The 17,504-nt window shown below is 52.6% G+C and carries 19 protein-coding genes; 6 read left to right on the forward strand and 13 right to left on the reverse strand.

From position 1 onward, the window contains the following. Nucleotide 1: 1 nt before the first annotated feature. From ACFQ2T_RS05435 to ACFQ2T_RS05455, 5 genes are all read right to left on the reverse strand, one after another. Nucleotides 2–430 carry an ExbD/TolR family protein gene (locus ACFQ2T_RS05435; RefSeq protein ID WP_379031560.1) on the reverse strand — a complete coding sequence of 143 codons (429 nt, stop codon included), beginning with the start codon at nt 428–430 and terminating at the stop codon, nt 2–4. Nucleotides 431–445: 15 nt separating this feature from the next. Beyond that, on the reverse strand, nt 446–1,051 hold the full coding sequence (locus ACFQ2T_RS05440) for a MotA/TolQ/ExbB proton channel family protein (protein ID WP_379031563.1): 606 nt from the start codon (nt 1,049–1,051) through the stop codon (nt 446–448). 115 nt (nt 1,052–1,166) lie between these two features. Further along, nucleotides 1,167–3,572, reverse strand: a complete 2,406-nt coding sequence (locus ACFQ2T_RS05445) for a DNA internalization-related competence protein ComEC/Rec2 (protein ID WP_379031566.1) — start codon at nt 3,570–3,572, stop codon at nt 1,167–1,169. Nucleotides 3,573–3,580: 8 nt separating this feature from the next. Next, nucleotides 3,581–4,288: an ABC transporter ATP-binding protein gene (locus ACFQ2T_RS05450; RefSeq protein ID WP_379031569.1), complete on the reverse strand. Its 708-nt coding sequence runs from the start codon at nt 4,286–4,288 to the stop codon at nt 3,581–3,583. Next, the gene (locus ACFQ2T_RS05455; RefSeq protein ID WP_379031571.1) at nt 4,281–5,588 is read right to left on the reverse strand and encodes a lipoprotein-releasing ABC transporter permease subunit; all 1,308 of its coding nucleotides are present in this window, start codon (nt 5,586–5,588) and stop codon (nt 4,281–4,283) included. The genes ACFQ2T_RS05450 and ACFQ2T_RS05455 overlap by 8 nt, the downstream gene beginning before the upstream one ends. A 257-nt stretch (nt 5,589–5,845) precedes the next feature. Here ACFQ2T_RS05455 and ACFQ2T_RS05460 point away from each other — a divergent pair, with 257 nt between their 5' ends. Continuing rightward, nucleotides 5,846–6,049, forward strand: a complete 204-nt coding sequence (locus tag ACFQ2T_RS05460) for a CsbD family protein (protein WP_379031573.1) — start codon at nt 5,846–5,848, stop codon at nt 6,047–6,049. A gap of 84 nt (nt 6,050–6,133) precedes the next feature. On the opposite strand, the gene ppc is transcribed toward ACFQ2T_RS05460, so the two are convergent. Then, entirely contained in the window at nt 6,134–8,923 is a 2,790-nt protein-coding gene (gene ppc, locus ACFQ2T_RS05465; protein WP_379031575.1) for a phosphoenolpyruvate carboxylase, read from the reverse strand. A gap of 259 nt (nt 8,924–9,182) precedes the next feature. On the opposite strand from ppc, the gene ACFQ2T_RS05470 reads away from it, so the two are divergent. After that, nucleotides 9,183–9,392 carry a hypothetical protein gene (locus tag ACFQ2T_RS05470; protein WP_379031578.1) on the forward strand — a complete coding sequence of 70 codons (210 nt, stop codon included), beginning with the start codon at nt 9,183–9,185 and terminating at the stop codon, nt 9,390–9,392. Nucleotides 9,393–9,479: 87 nt separating this feature from the next. Here ACFQ2T_RS05470 and ACFQ2T_RS05475 read toward each other — a convergent pair whose 3' ends face one another. Genes ACFQ2T_RS05475 through rsmD form a run of 5 tightly spaced genes read right to left on the reverse strand, consistent with a single transcriptional unit; the run spans nt 9,480 to nt 11,494 of the window. Continuing rightward, nucleotides 9,480–9,740, reverse strand: a complete 261-nt coding sequence (locus ACFQ2T_RS05475; protein ID WP_379031581.1) for a hypothetical protein — start codon at nt 9,738–9,740, stop codon at nt 9,480–9,482. After that, nucleotides 9,733–10,140, reverse strand: a complete 408-nt coding sequence (gene gloA, locus ACFQ2T_RS05480) for a lactoylglutathione lyase (protein ID WP_379031584.1) — start codon at nt 10,138–10,140, stop codon at nt 9,733–9,735. Before gloA ends, ACFQ2T_RS05475 begins: the two co-directional genes overlap by 8 nt. A gap of 38 nt (nt 10,141–10,178) precedes the next feature. Beyond that, entirely contained in the window at nt 10,179–10,427 is a 249-nt protein-coding gene (locus ACFQ2T_RS05485; protein ID WP_379031587.1) for a YfhL family 4Fe-4S dicluster ferredoxin, read from the reverse strand. Nucleotides 10,428–10,431: 4 nt separating this feature from the next. Further along, complete coding sequence (gene coaD / locus ACFQ2T_RS05490) at nt 10,432–10,911, reverse strand: pantetheine-phosphate adenylyltransferase (protein ID WP_379031590.1); 480 nt, start codon at nt 10,909–10,911, stop codon at nt 10,432–10,434. 22 nt (nt 10,912–10,933) lie between these two features. Beyond that, entirely contained in the window at nt 10,934–11,494 is a 561-nt protein-coding gene (rsmD, locus tag ACFQ2T_RS05495; RefSeq protein ID WP_379031593.1) for a 16S rRNA (guanine(966)-N(2))-methyltransferase RsmD, read from the reverse strand. 132 nt (nt 11,495–11,626) lie between these two features. Here rsmD and ACFQ2T_RS05500 point away from each other — a divergent pair, with 132 nt between their 5' ends. Beyond that, nucleotides 11,627–11,830 (forward strand): PLDc N-terminal domain-containing protein, encoded by a 204-nt coding sequence (locus ACFQ2T_RS05500; protein ID WP_379031596.1) that lies wholly within the window; start codon nt 11,627–11,629, stop codon nt 11,828–11,830. Nucleotides 11,831–11,893: 63 nt separating this feature from the next. On the opposite strand, the gene ACFQ2T_RS05505 is transcribed toward ACFQ2T_RS05500, so the two are convergent. Together ACFQ2T_RS05505 and ACFQ2T_RS05510 are read right to left on the reverse strand one after the other, a co-directional pair. Further along, complete coding sequence (locus tag ACFQ2T_RS05505; protein ID WP_379031599.1) at nt 11,894–13,204, reverse strand: M16 family metallopeptidase; 1,311 nt, start codon at nt 13,202–13,204, stop codon at nt 11,894–11,896. A 66-nt stretch (nt 13,205–13,270) separates the two neighbouring features. Next, nucleotides 13,271–14,662: a M16 family metallopeptidase gene (locus ACFQ2T_RS05510; RefSeq protein WP_379031602.1), complete on the reverse strand. Its 1,392-nt coding sequence runs from the start codon at nt 14,660–14,662 to the stop codon at nt 13,271–13,273. Nucleotides 14,663–14,861: 199 nt separating this feature from the next. On the opposite strand from ACFQ2T_RS05510, the gene ftsY reads away from it, so the two are divergent. The 3 genes from ftsY to ftsX are packed head-to-tail and all read left to right on the forward strand — an operon-like array spanning nt 14,862 to nt 17,470. Next, on the forward strand, nt 14,862–15,845 hold the full coding sequence (gene ftsY / locus ACFQ2T_RS05515; protein WP_379031605.1) for a signal recognition particle-docking protein FtsY: 984 nt from the start codon (nt 14,862–14,864) through the stop codon (nt 15,843–15,845). A gap of 60 nt (nt 15,846–15,905) precedes the next feature. Then, nucleotides 15,906–16,583 carry a cell division ATP-binding protein FtsE gene (gene ftsE, locus ACFQ2T_RS05520; RefSeq protein WP_055826274.1) on the forward strand — a complete coding sequence of 226 codons (678 nt, stop codon included), beginning with the start codon at nt 15,906–15,908 and terminating at the stop codon, nt 16,581–16,583. Next, entirely contained in the window at nt 16,580–17,470 is an 891-nt protein-coding gene (gene ftsX, locus ACFQ2T_RS05525; RefSeq protein ID WP_379031608.1) for a permease-like cell division protein FtsX, read from the forward strand. Before ftsE ends, ftsX begins: the two co-directional genes overlap by 4 nt. Nucleotides 17,471–17,504: the final 34 nt, after the last annotated feature.

Consider the following 17,504-nt stretch of genomic DNA (forward strand, 5'->3'; position numbering starts at 1 on the left):
ATTAATGCGAGTTTACCTGTGTTGCAAAGGTGATATGGGTGTAATTAGCCATGCGTGAGGCTTCCATAATATTAATCACAGACTGATGCGTCGCTTTTGCATCCGCGTTGATAATGATGGTTGGCTCTTTACCGGCCGGGCCGCTGGCGGCTGCTTGCGTTAATGCACTCGACAAATCTGCGACTACCGCACCATTTGCTTCTTTACCGTTTACCAGGTAACGGCCACTGGCATCCACCTCAACCGTAATCGTCAACGGTTTTTCCTGCGGTGAGCTGGCATCCGCTGTCGGTAAATTAATCTGCAATTCGCTGGTACGTGAGAAAGTGGCACTGACGATCAGGAAAATAATAATCACCAGCAGCACATCGATCAGTGGAATAAAGTTGATTTCCAACTCTTCATCGCGAACACCACGCTTGAAATTCATAGTTTGCCTTAAACCTTAGTTGCGATCGCCGTGGATAATTTCAACCAGCTTGATGGCTTGCTGTTCCATATCCACCAGGAAACCGTCCACTTTACTGCGGAAGTAGCGATAGGCAATCATGGCTGGCACAGCGACCACAATACCCGCAGCCGTGTTGTACAGTGCCACTGAAATACCGCGGGCGAACTGGGCCACATCGTGGCCGCTGTTGGTAAACGAACCAAACAGTTCCACCATACCGATCACCGTACCCAGCAAACCGAGCAACGGGGCGACAGTGGCGATAGTACCCAGGGTTGGCAGGTATTGTTCCAGCTTGTGAGCGACCGCACGGCCTGTTTCTTCAATTGCCTCTTTGGTAATTTCACGTGAATGGTTGGCATTTGCTAATGCACTTGCAAATACTTTACCTAACAGGGAGTGTGCTTCCAGACGACTCAGGGTTTCGCGCGTGACGCCGCCTTGCTTGAGCCAGTTTTGCACTTCAGGCAGTAATTGCTCAGGGGTGACAACCGATGCGCGCAAGGCCCAGGAACGCTCCACAATAATCGCCAGCGCAATGACTGAAGCGATAACCAGAGGCCAGATTGGCCATCCGGCCGCTAAAATGATTTCCCACACAGCAAACACTCCAGTTGTTTTTAAACTTCCGCTACTTTAGCGTTAACCAGCCCTAAGGGCAAGTTTTGTCCGGTATCGCCACCGTTACAATTGCCAACCATGACAATTACCGAGCCTATTCCCAATAACGCGGTTCGACCTGCCGCCAGCGCCTCACTATTGGCTTCTCGCCTGAGAGGAAATCCATCAGCACTGCACCATCGTTGTCTGATCGGAGTATTTGCGTCTCATGCGCCTCATAGCGTGCGATCACCTCGGCCTTGGGATGACCGAAGCGATTCAGGTAACCCACCGTGGCAATCGCAATGGCTGGTTGCGTGGCATTGACCAAGGCGGGGGTGGAAGAGGTTTTACTGCCATGATGCGGCATGGTCATCACCGTCGTGGCTAACTGATCCGGAACGGCCTCTAGCAACCAGCGCTCAGCCTCTTTCTCGATATCTCCGGTCAACAGTAAGCTGCCGTGGGCCGACGTCACTTTGATCACACAGCTCTTGTTATTGTCCTTCAGGTCTGCTGCCGCCTCTTTTGCCGGAGACAGCACACGGAAAGTCACTTGATCCCATTGCCATTGCTGCCCCTGATGGCAAGGTTGCTGCGGCAAAGCCGACACGTGTGGCATCGCCTGCATTTGCCTGAAAAAATCAGCATCCGGCGTCAATGAACTCAGCAATTTATTGGCCGGAACACCTGCCAGTACCGAAGCCATGCCGCCGGAGTGATCAATGTCATCATGCGAAATCACCGCGGCATCCAGCTGACGCACCCCCAGATGACGCAGATAAGGCAGCACGATACGCTGCCCGGCATCGCTTTCTTCGTTGTAAGCGGGCCCGGCGTCATACAGCATGTTGTGGTGCGCGGTCTGCACCAGCACACTGAGACCCTGCCCCACATCCAGCACAGTGACGCGCATCTGGCCTGGGTGCAACAATGGTTGCGTAGGCAGTAATAGTGGCAACCACAGTACCAGCCCGGCCCAGCGTAATGGCCAACCTCTAGGCAGCAACCAGACCAGCATACCTGTCATCGCCAGGCACCATGCCCACAAAGAAGGCGTAGGTAAGTACCAGACCGCGCCCGGCCACTGCCGTAACCAGTACAAGCCTTGCGCACACCATTCCCACAACGTGGCGGAAAAATGCAACAAAAAATCAAATGGCAGGATGGCCCCTGCGATGGCCAGTGGCACCACCGCCAAACTGACGACAGGGATAGCCAGGCCATTAGCCAGCGGTGAAATCAATGACAGCTGGTTAAACAGGAACATCAGCACCGGCACGAATGCCAAGGTAATCACCCATTGTGTCTGCAGTGCATTATGCCACCAGCGCGCAGGGCGCAAACGTCCGCCCAGAGCAAAAGCCAGTATCGCCACCGCGCCGAAGGATAGCCAAAAACCTGGTGCAGTGACCGCCCAGGGATCCAGCACCAGTACAACCCAGACCGCTGCACTCAATACCCAGGAAAAAGGGACGCGCTGCTTTAAGCTCAGCATCGCCATCATGGTCAGCAACATGAATAAGGTACGCTGGGTGGGGATAGAAAATCCGGCCAAGGCAGCATAGGCAATCGCAACCAATGCGCCTCCGGTGCCTGCGGCCAATCTGGAAGGGATACGCAACGCCCAGTCCGGGCGTAACCGCCACAACCAGCCTACGAACAAATAGCCCAGAGAAGCCAGCATGGTGATATGCAAACCGGAAATACTGACCAGATGATTCACGCCGGTATCCACAAACAATTGCCAGTCTGACCTGGCGATCTTGCTGTCATCACCAATCACCAGCGCCCTCAGCACTGCACTTTGTGGTGTGTCACCGAGGACGTTTTGTATGCGATTACCCACGCTGGCACGCCAGTATGCGACCAAAGCAGAGGGCTGCCAGACCAGCGGTTGCAACCTGCGCATAGGCGCTTTTGCCACAATAGACCCGCCGGCGCCGATCTTGTTAGCCAGGGACCAGGCGGCATAATCAAATCCGTGCGGGTTTCTGGTCGCATGCGGTCTCTTGAGGCGGACACGCCATTGCCATCGTTCACCCGCTTTTAACAACGGTAAGGCGGGTGATGCTGTTGGCGAGGCGCCACGATAGGATTGCTGATAAAGATGCAACCGTACACGTGTTGGTAGCGGGCAATCGGCCTTGAAACTGCGCTCAATGGCAAAATCCACATGCTGGCCACGTGCATCACGTTCAGGCACGCCGACAATCACGCCTTCTACGGTAATGACCTGCTGCTCACAGCTTGAGGGTAATTGCGATTGCAGGCGATGCCAGGCGCGCAGTTGTGCCCAGGCAAAGCCGAGGGCCGCAATGAGTACGATGACAAAGAGCTTACGGAAGACAGGCGAACAGGGATGGAACCGCGAACCTGGAGATTTTCTGCGGCAGGCCAGTAATCCAGCAAGGGCTAACACCAGCAGCCAGCACAACCACACGCCCAGTGACCACAGACGCGGTTGTTGCTGAAACAGCCATACACCAAACAACAACCCGACTGTGGCGCCCGGCAGCATGGATTTATTTACACCGTGATAAGGGCTTGCTCAGGAATTTTTTCTATCGTTTGCAATATGCCGTCTTGCAGGCGATATTGCTTGTGCATGCGCGCGGCCAGTGACAGATCATGCGTCACCACCACCAGCGCAGTGCCCCGCTCAACCTGGATCTTCAATAACAGATCAAACACGTGCTCTGCCGTTTGCCGGTCCAGGTTGCCGGTCGGTTCATCGGCCAGCACACAACGGGGTTCTGTCACCAAGGCACGTGCCAGTGCCGCACGCTGCCGTTCGCCACCGGATAATTCACCAGGTGTATGTTCTAAGCGATGGGCAAGGCCCACCAGCGTTAAATAGTATTCCGCTTGAGCCAGTGCTTGCGCACGTGGAATGCGGCGGATAAATAAAGGCATGGCCACATTTTCCAGCGCGCTGAATTCCGGCAGCAAGTGATGAAACTGGTAGACAAAGCCCAGGTACTGGTTACGCATGGCGCTTTTTTCGACTTCTGAAAGCGTTGCCAGCGGCTTACCCAACCATTGCACTTCGCCTTGCGTAGGCGCATCCAGCCCGCCCAGCAAATGCAGCAACGTACTTTTACCGCTACCAGAAGCGCCGACAATGGCGATATGTTCACCTGCCGCCAGGGTCAAATCCACTCCGGTCAACACCGAGGTATCCAGACCCTGATAGGTTTTCGCCAATCCCTGGCACTGCAAAATCAGATTACTCATAGCGCAAGGCCTCCGCCGGATTCATTTTGGAAGCACGACCGCTTGGATAAAGCGTCGCCACCAGGCTCAGGAAAATGGACAAGCCGATAATGGTCGTCACATCCGACCACATCAGTTTGGAAGGCAGATCACTAATGTAGTACACGTCTTTGGATAAAAACTGTACGTTAAAAGTATGCTCTATCCAAGGCACTACGGTTTCTATATTCAGTGCCAATAGCACGCCTAGCAGTGCGCCAGAAACCGTGCCTATCACCCCTATCATCGCGCCCTGCACCACAAACATACGTCGAATTGCCTGAGGTGTTGCCCCCATGGTGCGCAAAATGGCTATGTCGGCACGCTTGTCGGTTACCGCCATCACCAGCGTAGAGACAATATTAAACGCAGCCACTGCCACAATCAGCGCCAGGATAATAAACATCACGCGCTTTTCGAGCTGGATCGCCTTGAAGAAATTGGCATGCTGCTGGGTCCAGTCGGTAATGTAATAGTTGGGGCCTAGCGCCTGCATGAGTTCGCGGCTGACACGGTCGGCAGCAAACAAATCGGCCAGTTTCAGGCGCAAGCCGGACACCTGGTCGCCCATACGATACAGCTTGGCTGCATCATCCAGGTGGATCAGCGCCAGCCCGGCATCATATTCATACATACCCACCTGGAAAATACCAGTCACTGTAAACTGCTTGATACGTGGCACCAGCCCCGCCGGCGTTACCTGGCCCTGCGGCGCCATCAGCACCACCTTTTCGCCTATGCGCACACCCAGCGCCTGCGCCAGGTCACCGCCGAGCACGATATTGAATTTTCCGGATTGCAAATCCTGTAATTTGCCGATCTTCATTTGCGTGGACAAATCAGACACCGCGCCTTCAGCGCTCGGCAGCACGCCGCGTATCAACACGCCTTGCACAGCCTGGTCACGCGTCAGCATGCCTTGTGCCATCACATACGGCGCCATGCCCTGCACCGGGCTGGAGAAGGTTTTCGGTGGCAGGGATTGAATCTGGCTTTGTACATGTTGCCAGTCTGACAAGCCCGCATCAAAACTGCGCACTTCGATATGCGACGCCACGCCCAGAATGCGTTTACGCAACTCGTCCTGAAAACCGTTCATGACAGACAAGACGACGATCAGGGCCATCACCCCTAAAGCGATACCCACCATACTGGTCAGGGAAATGAACGAAATAAAATGATTGTTACGTTTGGCCCGCGTATAACGCCAGCCTATCCACAATTCATAAGGTAGCCGTTGGGCCAGCGCGTGTTTGAACGCAGAAAAAGAGGCTTTATTCATGCTCGCATGTTAACAGGTTTAAAGCGTAATTTGATGAGCGCCCACAGGTGATTAACCAGAAATCCCGCTCGCCATCATCAGCCATTAACGAGGCAACGGTTTCTATCAGTACTGGGTTTCAGAAGTACAAAATGCATTGTCAGCCAACTCTTACGCATAAATACAAAATCGTCCGACTCCTATAGCAACGTGTTCTGGATACTATAGCTCACAGGTCGATGACCGAGATACGATTCTAAAACTAAGGAGATTTAATCATGAATAAAGATATTTTCGAGGGCAACTGGAAACAACTTAAAGGTAAAGTACAGGAGCAATGGGGCAAACTGACCAACGATGACCTTGACGTGATTGAAGGCAAACGCGACCAGGTCGTAGGTAAAATCCAGGAACGTTATGGCATCAGCAAAGACGAAGCTGAAAAGCAAATCAACACCTGGGAAAAAGATAACCATCATTAATGTGATGTTTATACCCAAAAAAGGACAAGCCTGGCTTGTCCTTTTTTATTATGTAAAATCACCTTAAAACACAAGAATTCAAAACTAGCCGGTATTCCTTAATCCGGCAGCAATCCCGTTAATCGTCAGCGGAATCGCCAGTTTGAGTTTTTCATCAGTCTCGCCATTTCGGTAGCGTTGTATCATCTCAACCTGCAAGTGATTGAGCGGGTCAAGATAAGGCAAGCGTTCACGGATAGATTTCGCCAATACCGGCTGGCTGGCTAGCCGCTGCGTACTGCCTAACAGCAGATTAACGACCTCAGTGGTGATCCGGTGTTCCTGTTCGATGCGACTGAAAATCTCCTCGCGCAAACTGCGGTCTGGCAGCAAATGTGCGTAATGCCTGGCAACGATCAGGTCAGTTTTGGCCAACACCATATCGACGTTATTAATCAGCGTCTTGAATATCGGCCAGCCAACCAGCATTTCCTGGAGCAATCCCAAGCGTGTTTCCTTCACGCTGCCCGGTTGATGCAAGTATTGATGAATGGCACTTCCCAGCCCATACCAGCCCGGCAGCAGCAAGCGGCATTGCCCCCACGAGAACCCCCAGGGGATGGCACGTAAATCTTCAATTCGCCGTGTGGACTTGCGGGAAGCGGGACGGCTGCCCAGATTCAGCCCGGCAATCTCTTCAATCGGGGTCGTGTTAAAAAAGTATTCGGCAAAGCCAGGCGTTTCGTAGACCAGGCTGCGGTAGCTGGTCATGGCAGTGGCCGAGAGCGTTTCCATTACGCTTTCAAAGGTACGCCGTCTGGTAGATTCCAACTGATCAGAGGGGAATAAGGTGGCATCCAGTGTAGCCGCAATCAGGGTTTCCAGGTGCTGGCGCCCGACCACCGGGTCAGCGTATTTGTTGGCGATGATCTCGCCTTGCTCGGTGAGGCGGATTTGCCCGTCCACCGTGCCTTGCGGTTGCGCCATGATCGCCTGGTAAGTCGGGCCACCACCACGACCGACCGTACCGCCACGGCCGTGGAACAGGCGCAATTTTACTTTGGCTTGTTTGAACAATTCCACCAGCGAAATTTCGGCTTTATATAACTCCCAGTTAGAGGTCAGGAAACCGCCATCCTTATTGCTGTCCGAATAGCCAAGCATGACTTCCTGCTCGCTGCCCTGGTTGCGGATCACATGGCGTATGCCCAGCAAACTCAGCCATTTACCCATGATCATGGGCGCATCGCGCAAGTCGGCAATGGTTTCGAACAGAGGCACAATATTTAAATCCAGCTGGATATTGGCCGAACCCCAGACACCACGTAGCAATCCGGCTTCACGTTGCAGCAATGCGACTTCCAGCAGGTCGGACAATGTTTCGGTATGGGAGATAATATATTGGCGCACGGCATGACAGCCAAAGCGCTCGCGCATCTCACGCACAGCTTCCAGCACACCTATCTCTTTGTGCACCAGCTCGGAATATTGCTGGAAAGGCGAGAACAGCAAGCGCGGCTGTTTGAGTTCTTCCAGCAAAATACCTATTTTTTCGTCTTCATTAAATTCAGCATAATCAAATTCATAGCCCGCTTTTTGCAGTAGCTCGGTGATCACGGCTTCATGCACATCTGAAGACTGGCGGATATCCACAGTCGCCAGGTGAAAACCAAAAGATTCAATCGCTTTCATCAGTTTGCCCAGGCGCGGGTAAACCAAGGCTTGGCCATGATGCTTACGCAAAGAGTCGGCGATGGCCTTTAAAGGCTGCAATAGCGCTTCAGGACTGTCATACGGGATTGCATCCACCTCCTTTGCGATGGCCCAGCCCGCCCCCGCTAACAGGCTCTCGGCAGTTACCAGCAACCGGTCATGTACGCCATTAAGCGCCAATCGATACGGCTCATCCATACGATGTGCAGACTGGTCACGCGAGGCTTTGGCAAGTGCCATCACGGCTTCATCTACTTTTATCAGGCGGGTGGAGACCCCCAGCTCGCGCTTGAGCTCGGCCAGTTCATCCAGGTAAAAGCGGAACACTGTTACCGCCTGTAAACGCACAGCTTCACGCAAGGTGGTGCCATCCACAAACGGATTACCATCCCGGTCGCCTCCTATCCAGCTACCCATGCGTAAAAAGGCTGGCAAGTGGTAATCACTGCCAGCAGGCATCAATGCCAACAGGTCACGTTCCAGGTCCTGTAACAACTCGGGAATCACATGCAAAAAAGTGCTGTCGTAATAGGTGAGTGCATTTTCAATTTCGTTGACCACCGTCAGCTTGGAGAAACGCAGCATGCGCGTTTGCCACAATGCGGAAACAGCCCCTTGCAGCATCAAGGTATTACGTGTCAGCTGGCGTTCAGCATGCATATGCGCACGCGCAGCCAATAACTCGAGAATGTTGCGCTCAATATCCAGCACGCTTTTGCGTTGCACTTCTGTCGGATGCGCCGTGAGCACCGGTGACACCAGCGCATCGTCAAAAAACTGTTGGATGGTTCCTGCAGACACACCATCCTCGCGCAACTGGGTGAGGGAATAAGACAGCATCCCGGCGACCGGCGCAGGCTCGTGGCTATTGGCCTGTTGCTGTCCATAGAGATCCTCAGCCAGATTGACCAGGTGCTTGTAATAACTCAAGGCACGGACCACGCACACGGTTTGCGCTGGCGTCAATGCTGCCAGCAATTGCTCTAACTGTAACGAGGCGCTCTGGTCGTGTGTTTGATGGAATTTGGTTGCCGCCTGGCGGATGGCAGCAATCTGCTCAAACGCCGCCTGCCCTTCCACCTCTTGAATCGCCTGGTCCAGTAAACTGCCCAATAGTTGAATATTGTCAGACAGCCGCGTCTCGGCCGAAACCACCTCGCTAACCACTTGTTTTTTTATCATGGTGTCTTCTCCCCTAGCTCAGTGATACACTAGCAACAAGCAGGCCACCTTTATATTCTGATTTTTCACATATAAATCATGTGCTTGCAAAAGTCATCGCGTGAAGTAGTTGTGCACTCAATGTGAACATGCACCGATTTGGCCCTGTTGAAATCAGGCGAGAGGCCGGGCGTGAAAGAGCATCATGCATCTATTATGCAAAAAATGAGTCATATTCAGAGATGGCACGCGATGCCCCGATCATGTAAGTGGTAAACAGATGGATGAAAATCGACTGATACAACAGCTGTTACAAGCCTGGCAATCCATAGGCACGCAAGGCCTATGGCATCAGGATGCCTTTTTAGTGTTCATGTGCGTGATTGCCGTCGTGATGCTGTTCTTTACCGGCACAGTGATAGGCTTGTTTTTACAATCACTGTGGGGGATTTTTATCACCCACCGGCATTCTGCTGAGGCAGATAACTAACGATTTGGACTCCGGCGATTCGACTCCGGGTAATGCAGAGAACCAGTTCTGGGCAACCACGGCCATATTGACCTGCCAATCAGCTAACTAAGCAACACCAGATGCGAGCAACTGCCTGATGGCTTCCAGCTCCCGCGGGATATCAGCCGCATAATCCTCATACTGGCGGCCGCCGGTTCTGCCATACCAGTATTTACTATTCCACACATCACCCTCGACTTTATGCAGCACCGCGTGTATCCAGTTTGCCGCATGGTCACTGTAATCCTGCGCAATATTGTGCGCAGCATCCCAGTCACCGGCTTGTGCCAGTATGACGGCTTCCAGCAAATGCGCCTGGTTAGACATGCTCCGGATACTCGATGGTGCCTTTCTGGATGAATTCGATTTTATAACCGTCCGGGTCTTCGATAAACGCGATCACGATGGTGCCATGTTTCATCGGCCCGGCTTCACGTATGACTTTGCCACCCTTGCTTTTTACCAGCTCACAGGCCTGGTAGGCATCATCCACTTCAATCGCCAGATGGCCATAGGCTGCGCCCATATCGTAACTGGCTTTACCATAGTTATAGGTTAATTCCAGCACCGTATTGTTGTATTCGTTGCCATAACCGACAAACGCCAGCGTGAATTCGCCATCCGGGTAATCCTGGGTGCGGATCAGCTTCATGCCCAGCACGCCGGTATAAAAATCGATAGAGCGCTGTAAATCACCAACGCGCAACATGGTATGTAAAATTCGCATTATTACCCCTCTGTTATTTAACTGATTACAAGCTAATCCTACGCCCTGGTAATGCGCAGGTATTTGTCCATCAACTGCTCCTGAGTTTCCACTCGATCCGGGTCCAGCGGAATACAACTGATAGGGCATACCTGCTGGCACTGCGGTTTGTCAAAATGACCTACGCACTCAGTGCACAGGTCAGGATTGATTTCATAAATCTCTTCGCCCTGAAAAATAGCCTCATTCGGGCACACAGGCTCGCACACATCGCAGTTGATACATTCGTCGGTAATAAACAGGGACATTGAACTATAACTTTTGTTTGATGGCGGTTTCAACGCCGGGCGATACGAACTGGTTTACATCGCCGCCCAGGCGCGCTACTTCGCGCACCAAGCTGGAGGAAATAAACATGTATTCTTCTGCTGGTGTCATAAACAGGGTTTCCAGTTTTGGGTACAACTTGCGGTTCATGCCTGCCAACTGGAATTCGTATTCAAAATCGCTGGCAGCGCGCAGTCCGCGGATCACCATCTGCGCGCCCTGTGCCTGGACGAATTGCATCAACAGGCCATCAAACCCAACCACCTTGATATTTTCCCCGGCAAATACCGACTGCGCCAGGTCTACACGCTCCTGCAGGCTGAACAGGGTCTGCTTGCTGGTACTGCCGGCCACCGCCACAATGACCTGGTCAAACAGGTTTGCCGCACGGCGCACGATATCTTCATGCCCCCTAGTGATCGGGTCAAACGTGCCCGGATAGACTGCAATTCTGGTTTTACTCATGCCCTGATTATCCCGAAATCTTTTAAGGGTGCGCCGTTGGTGCTGGTGCGCTGGCGGCTTGCAGCAGATGGTAAAACACCTGACCTGCCTTGCCAGACTTGACCACTTGCCAGTCCGCATCGGATTTTAACGCATATTCGGCTTCAACATATAACCAGCCTTCTGCGGACAAATGTCCGGACAGTAGTGGCAACAACTTATGCAGCCATTGTTTATGATAGGGTGGATCACAAAAAACCACATCGTAACGCTGCGTGTTTTGCGCCAAAAACTTGAGTGCATCGGCCTGGCGGATATCGGCTTTGCTGGCTTGCAGTAATGCCTGGTTTTGCAGCAAGGCCTGAAGCGGGCCCCTGGCAAGCTCCAGCATGGTGACCCGGCTGGCATTGCGTGACAAGGCTTCAAACCCGAGCGCACCGGTGCCGGCAAACAGGTCCAGGCAGGTTTTACCAGTCAGCTCCTGTCCCAGCCAATTGAACACGGTTTGGCGCACGCGGTCCGGCGTGGGGCGAAGGCCATCGGCATCCGGGAATTTGAGTACCCGGCTGCGCCATACACCGGCATTGATACGCACTTGATTCATGAAGGTGATTCAATCGATTAGCAACGAAAAGGCTCTATTATAAAGGCGTTCAGGCCGATGCAGAGATTTGCATTGCCTTGCTGTAAAACGGTTCGTGCTATCATCCATAAAAATCAATAAAGGAAATATCAAATGGAGTTATTTGGGTTTGGTCTGCTAGGCAGCCTGGTTGGATTAGCGCTGACAGTATTCTGGTTATGGATGCTGGTGGATTGCCTGGCTGATCAAAAAGACGATAAATTGGTCTGGTTGCTGGTGATTTTCTTTCTGAACCTGCTGGGTGCGGTTTTATATTACTTCCTGGCACGGAGAAAACGTAAGGGTGCAGTGTTGTAAAAGGCCTCTGGGCAAATGCATACGACCAAAAGCCGACAGTTCGTCGGCTTTTGTTTTTCCAGCTTATTCCGCCCCTACAATGACGGTGGCAAAAGTCTCAGGATGGATACGGCGTTTAAACGCATCATTCACCTGCTGAACCGTCACTTGTGCAACGTGATCGTTAAAACTGTCCAGGTAGTCCAGTGGCAGTTTGTAGAAGCCAATGATATTCAGGTATTCGAGTATTTTGCTATTACTGTCGATTCGTAACGGGAAGCCGCCAATGAGGTTATCTTTAGCTGCCTTGAGCTCAGATTCCGTCACACCTTTTTCCACGAATTTCAACACCGTCTCGTTGACCAGTTTCAACGCGTCTTCAGCCTGTTCTTTTTTGGTTTGCAGGCCAATCTGGAACGGGCCTAGCTCAGCCATAGGCAAAAAGTAACTGTATACGCTGTAAGCCAGCCCGCGTTTCTCACGCACTTCTTCGGTCAGGCGGGAGACGAAGCCGCCACCGCCAAGAATATAGTTACCGACGTATAAAGGGAAAAAATCAGGGTCACCGCGTTTGTTACCCGGCTGACCGAGCAAAATATGCGCTTGCAAGGCAGGATGTGATAATTTTTTTACACTGGCAGTTTTCAAGGCAGACACTGGCGATACCGCTGCCACCGCCGGCCCTTGCGGCAAGCCTGAACTCAGGCGCTCTGCAATCTGCATGGCCTGGCTCTGTGTCAAATCACCCATCAAGGCAATGACAGCCGATTTGGCCGTGTAGTGCGTTTGGTAGAACTGGGATAAATGTGCCACGGTTAAGGATTGCACGGTGTCGATCTCGCCGCTGTGATCCAGGCTGTAAGGGTGCATGCCATATACCGAATGCATGAAGGCCTTTTGCGCAATGCTGTCGGGCTCGGTTTCCGCCTCCTGCAAGCCAGCCACAATCCGCGCCTGCTCGCGTTTTAACACGGACTCGGGGAAATCAGGTTTGTGCAATACAAAGCTGTAAGCTTCCAGAGCACTGTCCTGCTCACTGGTCAGAGTGCGTAATTTGAACCCGGCACGGTCCGCATCGAAATTGCCGCCCAGCACGGCGCCGATATCGGCAAAACGGTTGGTCAGTGACTCTTCATCCAGTCCGCCAGCAACCAGTGCCATCAGGTGATGGGTGACGCCTGCGACCCCGGAAGTCTCGGCAGAATCATGCGCGCTGCCTGCGGGAAAATTCACGCTGACATCCATCATAGGCAAAGCATGGTTTTCAACAAAATAGACTTCACTGCCATGGCTGGTGGTCCAGTGCTGGATCTTTAACCCGGCCAGCGCATGGATGGCGTGGCCTTGCATCAGCAACGCTAACAGGGTGATTTTCAAAACTTTAAAAGCGTTCATTCTGTTTCCTACATGACCCGTGCGACCAGATAAGCTAGCGCCACGGGAATTAAATATGGATGAGGTCTAGTGCTGGTGCGGACGTCCAGCCGGTTTGGCGTTCGGGTCCATAGGCTGCGGATCCAGCGTGACCAAAGTCAACTGGTCTGGGACCAGGTATTTTTTTGCCACTGCCTGCACCTGTTCAGAAGTCACCGCCTCTACCCTAGCAGCATTTTTTTCCAGCAGGCTCAATGGGTAGCCCATGGTTTCCAGCTGGCCGATCTGCATCGCCTGGTAAAACATGGAATCGCGCTTATACACATCGGCAGCAATCACCGCTGCTTTGACTCTATGCAACTCGGCACCAGTCACGCCTTTGTTTTTCACCTCGTCCACCACTTCCCAGATCGCTTTTTGCAAAGCCTCCAGTGCCACGCCTTCGCTGGGCGAAGCCGCGATTTCAAAGGTAGAAGCCTGGCCGCGGTTAGTGCCGTCATAGCCACTGTCGATATCCAGTGCAATCGCCTGCTCACGCACCAGTTTCTGGCTCAGTCGCGAGGAGCCATTACCACTCAACACACTGGATAGCACTTCCAGTGCATAGGGCTCCCAATCCTGCTCGCTGTAAGCAGTCCCGTTTTTCATGGAGGGTGCATGAAAGCCCATCGTAAAGTAAGGTAACTTGGCAGGCGCTTTGACAATCGCACGCCGCTCGCCCAGCTGGACTGGTTCGACTTGCGGTTTACGCGCAGGTAAGGGTTTGGCTGCCAGCTTGCCGAATGTCTGCTCGGCCAGCTTGAATACGGCTTGAGCCTGCACATCACCAACAACGACGACGGTGACATTGTTAGGCGTATACCAAGTGTTATACCACTCGCGCGCGTCTGCGGCGGTCATATTATCCAGGTCATTCATAAAACCAACCACCGGGCGGCCATAAGGGTGGGCGCGAAAAACTGAGGAATCGAACTGCTCACTGACGCGGGACTGTGGTTTGTCTTCCGTGCGCCAGCGACGCTCTTCCTTGACTACTTCAATTTCCTTGGCAAATTCGGCATCGGTAATCTGCAGATTGGCCATGCGATCCGCTTCCAGCTTGAACGATAACGGCAGTTTGGATTTTTCAAGTTGCTGGAAATAACAGGTGTAATCCTTGCTGGTAAACGCATTCTCCTTACCGCCTGCGGCTGCCACCTGGCGCGAAAACTGCCCAGCCGGGACTTTCTTGGTGCCCTTGAACATCATGTGTTCCAGCACATGCGCAACCCCTGTTTTGCCATTGACCTCATCCAGGGAGCCAGCACGGTACCATACCTGCGAGACAACGACGGGCGCACGGTGATCTTCCTGCACAATCACCTTGAGGCCATTTTTCAGGGTGGTTTGCACAATGTCGGCAGCTTGGGAAGTGCAGACAGTGAGCAGCGCAGCCAATACCAATAACGGTCTGCTGCGATTGGAAAAACTTTTTTTCATGGTGGAATCACTATAGAAACAGGTTGTAAAAGCAGACGGTGTGACCGATGGTTTATCTACTTAGTTCGCCTGAGTATGGTTGTAGAATCTGGGTTCTAAAATACACTGCCTCGCTTTTGATACACATGGCGAAGCCATGGTCGTGGCGGTAAATGTCGATTCGGCTTAAAATAGGCATATTACCGAGTTTTAAGCCGCCATGTTCAATCCATTTGCCAAAAAAACCGAGTCTTCATCCCCTGCCCCCGAAGAAACCACCAGCCTGAGCTGGACCCAGCGCCTTAAGAACGGCCTGGCTAAAACCCGCCAGCAACTGGGTGGACAACTTAGCGCCCTGTTTGGCGGCGGCAAGATAGACGAAGATATTTACGAGGAGCTGGAAACCATTCTGCTCACCTCTGATGTGGGCATCAACGCCACGCAGCACTTGCTTGAACAGCTACGTGCCCGCGTCAAACGGCAAGATTTACAAGACACCATTGCACTGAAACAGGCGCTGAAAGAAACGCTTTCTGAGCTGCTCTCTCCATTACAAGCGCGGCTGGATGTCAGCGGCCACCAGCCGTATGTGATGATGATGGTAGGAGTGAATGGCGCAGGCAAAACCACCACCATAGGCAAGCTGGCAAAATACCTGCAGGGCGAAGGGCATAGCGTATTGATTGCCGCCGGTGACACCTTCCGTGCCGCCGCGCGCGAGCAATTGCAGGTATGGGGTGAACGCAACGACGTGCAAGTGATTGCCTCGGAAAGTGGTGACCCCGCCGCAGTGATTTATGATGCGGTCAATTCCGCTATTGCCAAAAAAATCGATGTCGTGATTGCCGATACCGCAGGTCGCCTGCCGACACAATTGCACCTGATGGATGAGATCAAGAAAGTCCAGCGCGTGATTGACAAGGCATTGCCAGGCGCACCGCATGAGATCCTGCTGATGCTGGATGCCAATACCGGCCAGAACGCAGTTAACCAGCTGAAAGCCTTTAACGATGCACTTGGCGTTACTGGCCTGGCATTAACCAAGCTGGATGGCACTGCCAAAGGCGGCGTGATCGCAGCGATTGCACATTTGAGCCAGCAATCTGCACATAGCATCCCTGTACGTTTTATCGGTGTCGGTGAAAGTATTGATGACTTGCGTCCATTCGACGCCAATGACTTTATTGATGCCCTGATTGATTAGACGTGGCAGTATTTGACTATCCATTGTTAAACCAGGCTGTTAAAACCAGATGATTCAAACATGATTGCATTTAACAACGTCAGCATGCGCTACCCGAATAGCGCGCACCTGTTCCGCCAGGTCAGTTTCAATATCGAAAAAGGTGACTTTGTGCTGATCACCGGCCAGTCCGGCGCCGGCAAAAGTACCCTGCTCAAACTGATGGCAGGCATAGAAGCGCCCTCCGGCGGCCATATCCTGATCAATGAGCAGGATATCAGCCAGCTGCACCAGAATGCCATCCCCTACCTGCGCCGCCGTTTCGGCCTGGTGTTCCAGGATCACAAGCTATTGTATGACCGTAACAGCTTTGAGAATGTCGCCCTGCCACTCAGCATCCAGGGCATTACCGGCGAAGAGGCCGCCCGTCGCGTGCGCGCAGCCTTGGACAAAGTAGGCCTGCTGAACAAAGAAAAAGCCATGCCGATCACCTTGTCCGGTGGCGAACAACAGCGGCTGGCCATTGCACGTGCGGTAGTGAGCCGCCCCTCGATTGTGATTGCCGATGAACCTACCGGCGGATTGGACAGAGTCGCCTCCCTGGAAATCATGCAACTGCTCAAAGCGTTTAATGATGTTGGCGTCACCGTTGTCATCGCCATGCACGATGTGGCGCAAGTGAGTACCATCGCCTACAGGACCTTGCATATAGACCAGCAAACAATCACGGCGATGCCAGCACAGGTAGGCATGCTATGAAAAATTGGCTGAATCAACACACCCTTGCCATTCAACTGGTCATGCAGAGACTGAAATCTCATTGGCTGAACACACTTACGATTTCCATGGTCATTGGCATCACAGTCACACTACCTGGCCTGCTATTCGTTGGTCTGGATAACCTGCAAGATGCATCACGCTCCATCAAGCAGGATGCGCAGATGAGTGCATTCCTCAAGCCTGCGTTGAACGGCAATGTCATACAGCGCCTGATCAATGACGTGCAGGAATTGCCCCAGGTAAAAGAAGTACGCTTTGTCCCCAAAGAAGAGGCGATAAAGCAGTTGGGTGAACAGTTCCTGCAAAAAGACCTGCTTGCCGATTTGCCGCAGAACCCACTACCTGATGCTTTGTTTATCACCTTGGCCGACACAAATCCAATCACAGCCAAATCGGTGCAGGATACTTTGCAAGCGCGTGAAGAAGTGGAAGAACTGGTGATAGATAGCGTGTGGATGGAGCGCCTGAACTCCATGCTGGTGCTTGGTAAACGCATTGCGCTGATCTTTGCCAGCCTGCTGGGCATCGCCATGATCACAGTCATCAGCAACACGGTACGCATGCAGGTGCTGACACATGAAGCAGAAATTGAAGTGAGCCGTCTGATTGGCGCGACACATAGCTTTATCCGCCGCCCGTTTTTATATATGGGGAGTGTGTATGGCGTGGGTGGTGGCTTGATTGCGGTTGGCTTGTTGTTTGCGATTGTCTGGAATCTGAAACAGCCAGTGCAATTGCTGGCTAATAATTACCAGAGTAACTTCCAGCTGGTGTTTCATCTGGTGAATATTGGCGGGTTGATTTTATTGGCTTCAACGTTGATCGGCTGGATCGCGGCGTTTATTGCGTTGACGCAGAAGCGGTAAGCTACCATTCTACGATGATTAGATTATGCAAAAG

The sequence above is a fragment of the Methylophilus flavus genome (assembly GCF_042678905.1).
GTDB lineage: Bacteria > Pseudomonadota > Gammaproteobacteria > Burkholderiales > Methylophilaceae > Methylophilus > Methylophilus flavus.

What these genes read in the sequence shown, in the direction of transcription:
- ACFQ2T_RS05435 (WP_379031560.1), bottom strand. Translation starts at nt 430, where the DNA reads ATGAATTTCAAGCGTGGTGTTCGCGATGAAGAGTTGGAAATCAACTTT.
- ACFQ2T_RS05445 (WP_379031566.1), bottom strand. Translation starts at nt 3,572, where the DNA reads ATGCTGCCGGGCGCCACAGTCGGGTTGTTGTTTGGTGTATGGCTGTTT.
- ACFQ2T_RS05450 (WP_379031569.1), bottom strand. Translation starts at nt 4,288, where the DNA reads ATGAGTAATCTGATTTTGCAGTGCCAGGGATTGGCGAAAACCTATCAG.
- ACFQ2T_RS05455 (WP_379031571.1), bottom strand. Translation starts at nt 5,588, where the DNA reads ATGAATAAAGCCTCTTTTTCTGCGTTCAAACACGCGCTGGCCCAACGG.
- ACFQ2T_RS05460 (WP_379031573.1), top strand. Translation starts at nt 5,846, where the DNA reads ATGAATAAAGATATTTTCGAGGGCAACTGGAAACAACTTAAAGGTAAA.
- ppc (WP_379031575.1), bottom strand. Translation starts at nt 8,923, where the DNA reads ATGATAAAAAAACAAGTGGTTAGCGAGGTGGTTTCGGCCGAGACGCGG.
- ACFQ2T_RS05470 (WP_379031578.1), top strand. Translation starts at nt 9,183, where the DNA reads ATGGATGAAAATCGACTGATACAACAGCTGTTACAAGCCTGGCAATCC.
- ACFQ2T_RS05475 (WP_379031581.1), bottom strand. Translation starts at nt 9,740, where the DNA reads ATGTCTAACCAGGCGCATTTGCTGGAAGCCGTCATACTGGCACAAGCC.
- gloA (WP_379031584.1), bottom strand. Translation starts at nt 10,140, where the DNA reads ATGCGAATTTTACATACCATGTTGCGCGTTGGTGATTTACAGCGCTCT.
- ACFQ2T_RS05485 (WP_379031587.1), bottom strand. Translation starts at nt 10,427, where the DNA reads ATGTCCCTGTTTATTACCGACGAATGTATCAACTGCGATGTGTGCGAG.
- coaD (WP_379031590.1), bottom strand. Translation starts at nt 10,911, where the DNA reads ATGAGTAAAACCAGAATTGCAGTCTATCCGGGCACGTTTGACCCGATC.
- rsmD (WP_379031593.1), bottom strand. Translation starts at nt 11,494, where the DNA reads ATGAATCAAGTGCGTATCAATGCCGGTGTATGGCGCAGCCGGGTACTC.
- ACFQ2T_RS05500 (WP_379031596.1), top strand. Translation starts at nt 11,627, where the DNA reads ATGGAGTTATTTGGGTTTGGTCTGCTAGGCAGCCTGGTTGGATTAGCG.
- ACFQ2T_RS05505 (WP_379031599.1), bottom strand. Translation starts at nt 13,204, where the DNA reads ATGAACGCTTTTAAAGTTTTGAAAATCACCCTGTTAGCGTTGCTGATG.
- ACFQ2T_RS05510 (WP_379031602.1), bottom strand. Translation starts at nt 14,662, where the DNA reads ATGAAAAAAAGTTTTTCCAATCGCAGCAGACCGTTATTGGTATTGGCT.
- ftsY (WP_379031605.1), top strand. Translation starts at nt 14,862, where the DNA reads ATGTTCAATCCATTTGCCAAAAAAACCGAGTCTTCATCCCCTGCCCCC.
- ftsE (WP_055826274.1), top strand. Translation starts at nt 15,906, where the DNA reads ATGATTGCATTTAACAACGTCAGCATGCGCTACCCGAATAGCGCGCAC.
- ftsX (WP_379031608.1), top strand. Translation starts at nt 16,580, where the DNA reads ATGAAAAATTGGCTGAATCAACACACCCTTGCCATTCAACTGGTCATG.